The 7,856-nt window shown below is 71.4% G+C and carries 4 protein-coding genes and 2 pseudogenes; 2 read left to right on the top strand and 4 right to left on the bottom strand.

Features of this window, described 5'->3' with window-relative positions; genetic code table 11:
• The first annotated feature begins 319 nt into the window (after positions 1 to 319).
• Together TFC3_RS19100 and TFC3_RS40490 are read left to right on the top strand one after the other, a co-directional pair.
• The gene (locus TFC3_RS19100) at positions 320 to 1,057 is read left to right on the top strand and encodes a VOC family protein (RefSeq protein WP_067501665.1); all 738 of its coding nucleotides are present in this window, start codon (positions 320 to 322) and stop codon (positions 1,055 to 1,057) included.
• 112 nt (positions 1,058 to 1,169) lie between these two features.
• Positions 1,170 to 1,355, top strand: a pseudogene (locus TFC3_RS40490) (DUF2332 family protein); the annotation flags it as partial.
• Positions 1,356 to 1,455: 100 nt separating this feature from the next.
• Here the strand turns inward: TFC3_RS40490 and TFC3_RS19110 are convergent.
• From TFC3_RS19110 to TFC3_RS39435, 4 genes and pseudogenes are all read right to left on the bottom strand, one after another.
• Entirely contained in the window at positions 1,456 to 3,231 is a 1,776-nt protein-coding gene (locus TFC3_RS19110; RefSeq protein WP_067501671.1) for a serine/threonine-protein kinase, read from the bottom strand.
• 84 nt (positions 3,232 to 3,315) lie between these two features.
• Positions 3,316 to 5,082 (bottom strand): serine/threonine-protein kinase, encoded by a 1,767-nt coding sequence (locus tag TFC3_RS19115; protein WP_236718201.1) that lies wholly within the window; start codon positions 5,080 to 5,082, stop codon positions 3,316 to 3,318.
• 156 nt (positions 5,083 to 5,238) lie between these two features.
• Entirely contained in the window at positions 5,239 to 6,651 is a 1,413-nt protein-coding gene (locus TFC3_RS19120; protein WP_067501677.1) for an NADH-quinone oxidoreductase subunit NuoF family protein, read from the bottom strand.
• A gap of 53 nt (positions 6,652 to 6,704) precedes the next feature.
• Positions 6,705 to 7,856: pseudogene (locus tag TFC3_RS39435) on the bottom strand (hypothetical protein); the annotation flags it as partial.

Below are 7,856 nucleotides of genomic sequence, written 5' to 3' on the forward strand. Positions count from 1 at the left end.
GTGCGGGATAGCGTTTGGGCCGGCCGGGGTTCGTGGGTGGCTGGGCGGCGGTAACGGCGTGGCTCAGTACGTTCTGACGTGTGGATGCGCCGGCTCGAAAGCAACGGCATGTTCAGCCCAGGGCCAGCAACCCAGCCCCCGGGCAGGAGTCAGGAACGACCAACTGGTTCCCGCCGGGGTTCGGCTTCCTGGCAGGACGCTGACCGGCGCTACCCGAGATCCACCGCAGCCGTTGCACGCCGGCGGGGACGTGGTGCAGGCCGGCCGGTTCGGTGAGGGCCGACCACAACCGTGCCGGGTTGGATCGTAGGATCTGGGGATGGGTGCGCGGCTGGTTCAGATCACCATGAAGGCTCACGACGATGCGACGTTGGGGGCGTTCTGGGCTGAGGTGCTGGGGTGGGAAGTTTCCAGCGAGGGGCCGGGCGTGACCAACCTCGAGCCGGCGAACTTTGGGTATCCCGACCCGGCGGCTGCCTGCGTCGACCTCATCAAGTCGGCGGAGCCGAAGGTGGGCAAGAACCGGGTGCACGTGGACCTTGCCACTACGTCGGCGGGGCATCACGCGGAGCTGGTGGCGAAAGTGCTGGGCCTAGGCGCGAAGCGCGTCGATGTGGGCCAGGGCGACGTCTCGTGGACGGTGCTGGCGGACCCGGAGGGTAACGAGTTCTGCGTGCTGGACTGGCGAGACCCGACGCCGGGGACGGGGCCGATCGCCTCGGTGGCGGTTGACTGCGCCGATCCCGAAGCCATGGCCCGCTTCTACAGCGAGGCGATGGGCTGGACTGTCCACAAGACGAACGATCAGAGCGCGGCGCTGAGGTCGGCGGCGGGTGTGGGGCCGTACCTGCAGTTTCTGCGCACGCCTGACGCGAAGAACGGGTGGAATCGCGTGCATCTCGACTTGCGGCCGTACCCGGAGGATGACCTTGAGGTGGAGGCGGGAAGGCTGCGGAAACTTGGCGCCACCGACATCGATCTCGACGACAGCGACATCCGCTGGAAGGTCCTGGCTGATCCGGAGGGTAACGAGTTCTGCCTGCTGACGCCGGGCTGATGTGCCGTGGCTCAGCGAACCGATCATGCGGTCCATCCGGGGACCTTCGATCCGTTCACGGCCGGGCACCTGCGCGCTCAGTTACCACCTGCACCTCGAACCCGAGCGCGCCGACCCGTCAGCCTTCATCGAGTTCACCTTGCACAACTGGGAAGCTATCGCCACCGAACTCGAATCAAGAGCGACCCAAACCAACAAACCCGGCAGATGCGCCCTCCTCCTGCCGATCCTCTCGGCGCTGCCGCAGCCGCTGGCCCTGCTGGAAGTGGGTGCGTCAGCCGGGCTCAACCTCTATCCCGGGCTGCCGGAGCCTCCGGACGGCACGCTGCACACCGTGCTGGCGCTGGACGGCAAACCGCTGGCCTGGAACCGCGGGCACGGGCAGGCGATGAGCTGGTTCAGCGTTTGACGGGCCAGATCTTGATGTCGGTGAACGCTACCTCGTACGGGCCGGTGGCGTAGGTGTACTGCTCGTTGTAGATGCCCAGGCCCACCTTGCCGCCGCGGATGTCCTTGTCGGTGACGCTGACCGTGCCGACGAGTTCGCCGTCGCGCAGCACTTCCAGGGTGGAGCCGTCGACCGTCACGGTGATGCGGGTCGGGGGGCCGTCCACGCCGATGGGGGTGTCGTCGAGCGGGAACGTCTTGAGGACCTCGATGTCGGCGGATTTGTGGGTGCTCACGTACACGTTGCGCTCGCACACCCGTACCTGATAGCCCTTGAGATCCCGATAGCGCAGATAGATCGCGGCGCAACTGTCGCGGGTGAGCAACCGGACGCCCACCTCGGCCTGCAGGTTGTCGGGCTCGGCGTCGGCAGGCCCCCGGCAGCGGAACACGCCCTTGGTCTCGCGGCGCACCACCAGGGCGTTGCGGAACGAGCAGCTCGCCCGCTCCTGCTTGTCGGCCGACGGATGCCACAGGCGAGGCTGGGTCAGCGCGTCCTGCAGCAGCGGCGGCTCATCCACGCCGTTCTGCCCGATAACTTTCGCAGAGCTACCGGGCCAGGCGGCAGCGATCGCTCCGCCCACACCGGTCACCACGAGCAGCAGCAGGATGATGGCTACCGGCAGCACCCAGGGGCGGCGGGGATGCGGGTCGCGGGTGAACGGCGACGGGGTCGAGCCGGGCACCGGCTGGGTGACGATGGAATCCTCGAGGTAGCCGATCTCGGTGACCGCCTGCGTGACGATCGAGTCCTCGGCGTAGCCCACCAGCTCGGCCGGCGCGGCCACCGCGGTCAGCTGACGCGCGGAGTGGTAGCCGGTGGCGGCCTGGGCTTCCTCGGCGGCCACCCGCAGACCCGGCTGATGGGCCAGCGCCGCGGCTGCCGGGGCACTGCGATGCGGGCCGGTCACCAGCAGATCGAGCAGCTCACGGGCGGTCGGCCGGTCCGCCGGGTCCTTCTCCAGCGCATGCGCGACCAGATCTCTCAACGGCCCGCTCAGTCCGGACAGATCCGGCGGCTGGGTGAGGATCCGGGCGGCGGTGGCCGGTGGGGAGCCTGCCTGGAAAGGGGTACGACCAGAGCCCGCATAAGCCACCACGCTGCCCCACGCGAACACGTCCGCAGCCGGGGTCAGCACCGCCGAGCTGTCCTCGCCGAAGCGCTCCGGAGCCATGTACGCCACCGTGCCGACCAGCTGATCGGTAGCGGTGTGCGCACCGCTGGACTCCATGGCCCGGGCGATGCCGAAGTCGATGACCTTGGGGCTGCCCGGGGCGAGCAGCACGTTGCGGGGCTTGAGGTCGCGGTGGATGATCCCGGCGCCGTGGATGGCGGTCAGCGCGGTGGCCACGCCGATCGCCACGCTGTGCAGGTTGGCCGAGGTCAGCGGGCCGCGTTCGTCGACCACCTCGGCCAGGCTCGGGCCATCGACGTATTCCACGACGAGGTAGGGGTGCTCGTGGCCGGGGTCGGCGTCGAGGACCTCGGCGGTGCAGAACGGCGGCACTTGTCGTACCCGCTCGACCTCGCTGCGGAATCGGCGCCGGAACTCGTCGTCGTGGGCCAGGTCGGCGCGCACCATTTTGACAGCGACCAGCGTCCCGGCCGGGCTGCGCGCGAGGTAGACCGTGCCCATGCCGCCCTCACCGAGGCGACCGAGCAGCTCGTATTCCCCCAGTTTGCGAGGGTCGCGGGGGCGCAGCGGCGTGGTTCGCTCCTCCGCCATCCCGCGCCTCCCCGAAACCCCCGTGACAGAAAGGCACCCTATCGGGCGACGTCATCCGTGCCCATGCCCGCCCGGCACGCCGGCTCAGAGCGAGCGGATGTCCACATTGGCAAAGGTGACCTCGTACGGCGGCTGCTTGTCGATGGCTTCGACGCTCAGACCCAGCTGCACCTGACCTGACGTCGGACCCTGGGCCGGAAGCTTGATCGTGCCGACGTACGTGCCGCCGCGGTAGATCTGCGCGTTGCGGTCGCGGATCACCAGGTGCACCCGCGTCGACTTCTTCAGCGGGATCGCGGGCTTGAGGGCGAGGTGGCCGTACTCCACTTTTCCGCTCGGCATGTCAGCGGCGATCGACACCTCGTTCTGGCACATCCGCAGCACCTGCCCGCCCCGATTGCCGGCCCAGTGGAACCAGATCCCGGCGCAACTGCCCGCACTCTGCAGGCTGGTGGTCACCGCAACACCGAAGTCATCGGTGATCGACTCCTCCGGACCGGCACACTGGTACGTCCCCCGGTCGACCCGCTTGGCCCGCATGACGTCGCGGGTGAAGCAGGTGGCGTTCTCCTCGCGGATCTCGCTGTCGAGCCACTGCCCGGGCTGGTTCAGCGGATCCTGGATGATCACCTCTCCACCGGTCGGCTCCTTGGGCGTAGGCGCGACAGTCTTGGCCGGCTGCGTCTTCTCCGGCGGGGCGGTCGTCGCACGGGCGCTCGGGCTGGGCGCCGCGCTTGCGCTGGGCGCCGCACTGGCAGACAACGACGGAGACGCCGACGATGACGGTACGAGGCTGGGCTCGCCAACGCCGGCCGCCGCACCGCCATCGCGTGACGGGGTGTAGGCCAGCGGCACGTCTTTGGTGTTCGCGTTCGTCCGGGCCAGGATCACCCCGGCGGTGGTGACCCCGGCCAGCACGAGCAGGATCGCGAACATGGCGATCAGGATGTTGCGGGACCTGGGCGGCTGGTCGGTGTAGTCCTGATACGGCATGGGCGCCGGAGGGGGCGCGGCCACCGGCGCGGGTGGCGGGGCCGGGCGATCGCCGAGCAGCATGTCCAGCAGCTCGCGGGCGCTGGGCCGCGCGGCCGGGTCGCGGGACAAGGACAGGGCGACGATGCTGCGCAGCGGTTCGGGCAGGCCATCGAGGTGCGGTGGCTGGGTGAGGATGCGCGCCGCGGTGGCCTGCGGGGAGTCGCCGTGGAAGGGGGTACGGCCGGTGCCCGCGTACGAGACCACGCAGCCCCAGGCGAACACGTCCGCGGCCGCGGTCAGCGGCGTGCCGGGCTCGGAGGAGAAGCGCTCGGGCGCCATGTAGGCGACGGTGCCGACCATCTGATCGGTGCGGGTGTGCTGGCTGGTGGCCTCGAACGCCCGCGCGATCCCGAAGTCGATGACCTTGGGGCTGCCCGGGGCCAGCAGCACGTTGTCCGGCTTGAGGTCACGGTGGATGACCCCGGCGCCGTGGATGCCGGACAACGCGGTGGCCACGCCCACTGCCAGCGACTGCAGGGCGGCGGCGCGCAGGGGACCCCGGTCCTCCACGACCTCGGCCAGGCTGGGGCCGTCGACGTACTCGACCACGAGGTACGGCGGGTTGTGATCCAGGTCGGCGTCGAGGACTTCGGCCGTACAGAATGAGGGCACTTGCCGTGCGCGCTCCACCTCGCTGCGGAAGCGGCCACGAAACTCCGGGTCATACGCCAAGGTCGCGTGCACCAGCTTGATGGCGACATGGCCGCCGTCGCGGTCACGGCCCAGGTACACCACGCCCATGCCGCCGGACCCGAGCCGCCCGGTGAGCTGATACGGCCCGAGCCGTTCGGGATCGTTGCGGTGCAGAGGACTCACGCGGTACGCGGTGTCCACGAGTTCGGCTCCCCAGGGGCTGATCTGTGTACGACCAGATCACTCAACTCGCAGGCCCCCGCGCAGGCAAGAAGAAGTGTTGAACTGTGCCCTTCTGTACTTCCTTGCGTCCGGCCTCGCTGGCCCGCCGGGCCGGCGCTATTTCTTGCCGGCTTCGGTGAGACGCAGTGCCAGCGCGGGGCAGACGTTGACGGCCTTGCGGGCGCCGTTCTCCAGCCATGGCGGCAACGGGGTCTGCGGGAACGCCGGGAACCCGTTCGCGTCCAGCCGGATGATCTCCGGGGCGACCGCCGAGCACAGCCCGTGGCCGTCGCAGCGCGACCAGTCAAGCGCCAGCTTCCGCGCGCCCTGCTGCTGGTGGTACGGCAGCGGGAGAATGCCACGTACCTGCTTGCCGCAGCCCTCGCCGTTGGCGTGCAGCTCCACGTCGCGGGCGAACACCTCCAGCGCCGACAACGCGAAACGCGACGTACCGTCCGGGTGGCTGCACGCGCCACGACCCTTGACCACACCGGCAGCCTGGCGCACGTTCTCCAGCGCGCTGCCGCCCAGCGCGACCAGGGTGACCGCGCGGGCCAGGTCCGGCAGGCCCAGCCGGCATGGGCCGCACTGACCCGCCGACTCACCGGCCAGGTACTGCACGACCTGCGCGACCTCGCCGAGCGGGCAGGTCTGCGAGCCGATCGGGATGAGCATGCCCGCGCCGAGCGTGCCGCCGACCTTGGCGAAGCCCTTGCGGGAGATGGTGACGGTCTTGGCCGCCTCGGCGGTGATCCACTTGCCGTGGTAGCCGCCGACGAGCAGGCCCGCGCCGATGTCGGCGCCGCACATCTCCAGCACCTCCATCAGCGGGGTGCCGGTGGGCGCCTCGACGACCGCGGGTGCGGTGGCCGAGCCGCCGACGGTCAGCATGACCGTGCCTGGCTCCCCCTCGATGCCCACCGAGTTGTACTCCCACGGCCCGAGCCGAGCGGCGATGGCGATCTGCGAGTACGTCTCGGCGTTGGACAGCAGGGTGCGCAGCCCCGCCACGCCGTTGTCGCTGGAGCGCACCTTGCGCCCGGGCGGGATGTGCGCCTCGCCGTTGATGCCGCGCACCAGCGCCCCACCCTCCCCGGAGATGAAGCGGTGCGGCACGGTGACGATGCGGGTGGGCACCGGCATGCGGCGCTCGGCCAGCGCGGCGGCCAGGGAGTCCTGCCCGACGCCGTCGTCGGCGATGCCGATCACGATCTCCTCGGCGTCCAGCGCGGCAGCGGCCAGCGCGGCGCCGTCGAGGATGAGGTGCGGGGCCCGGGTCAGGACCGCCTTGTCCTTCCACGACGGCGGCTCGCCCTCGGTGGCGTTGACGACGATGACCGGCGGCAGATCCTGACGCCGGCACGAGTCGACAACCGCGCGGACCTTGCGGGCGAACGGGAAGCCCGCACCGCCGCGCCCGCGCAGCTCGATGCGGTCGGCCAGCCCGATGAGCTCACCGCTGGACAGGGCCGCGAACCCGCCGTGCACCTCCTGGTGCGCCAGCAGGTCCAACCGGCCGTACTCCTCCATCCCCGCGGTCAGCCGCGGGGTACCAATGCTTGTTACCGGTGGAACCTGACCGCTCACTGAGCTTCCCCTCGCAGCTGCGCCCAGTAGGTGGCGTCGTCTGCTTCCTCAACCGCTGTGGGCCGGGATCCTCGGCGGGCCCCCCGGCCCGTCCCGGTCCGTACGGATTCCTGCTGTGTTGCCCTGCGGGCGCGGCGCTGCGCCATGTCGACAAGCGTCGGCGTCTCGTCGGGTTCCAGGTAGTTCGGGTCGTCCGGCGCCCCGAGGTCGACGAACTCGCTACGGCTGTGCCGTCCCGAGTCGGCGCGGTCCACGTCGGCGCCCCGGTCGCGCCGGGCCCGGGGCACCTCCTCCTCTTCCCCGGCGTAGCGGGCTGCGCGGGACGAGCGTGGCTGCTCGCCGGGGTAGCGGGCGGCGCGGCGACGCGGCGGGGCCTCGTCGTAGCGCGGGTCATCGTAGCGCGGGTCCTCGTCGGCGTAGCGGCGCTGGCGGGGAGCCGGTGCCTCGTCCTCGAAGTCCTCGAACACGGCGCGGCGCGGGCGCGGGGCCGGCACCTCGTCGTCGTCGAACGCGGCGCGGCGCGGGCGTGGTGGCGCGGGCATCGCGTCGGTCTCGGCGGCGTAGGAGGCCTCGGCGAAGCGACGGCCCCGGGGGCGCGGTGCCGGCTCATCGTCGAAGTCGGGCTGGTCGTCGAACTCCGGCTCGGCGTAGCGGCGGGCGCGGGGGGCTTCGTCGTACTCCTCGGCAGCCCGCCGGCCCCGGCCACGCGGCGCGGGCACGTCGTCCTCGTCGTCGTAGCGGCGATCCTCGAGCGCGCGGCGCGAGATCGGTCCGGTGGGCTCGTCGAAATGCTCGGCGGCACGGCGCTGGCGGGGGGCGGGCAGTTCCTCGTCGTACGCGTCCACCGGGCGGCGACGGCCCCGCTGGGCCGGCATGTCGTCCTCGTCCTCGAACTCCCAGCGCTGGGTGGGCACGTCCTCGTAGTCACGGCGGCGGCGGGCCCGCTCGTCCGCGTCACGGCGCGGGCGCCGATCGTCGTCGCGGCGCGGGCGGCGTTCCTCGGCGACCGGTACGGCCATGGGCGCCGGGCTGATCGGCGCGGCGGCCGGGGCGGGGGCGGCGCTGACCGGCTTGACGACGGGCTGCTCGGAGGTGGCAGCGGCCATCGGGGCGGCGGGTGCGGCGGCGGCTGCCGGGCGGGGCGCCGC

The organism is Actinoplanes sp. TFC3 (assembly GCF_001553785.1).
Classification (GTDB): Bacteria; Actinomycetota; Actinomycetes; order Mycobacteriales; family Micromonosporaceae; genus Actinoplanes.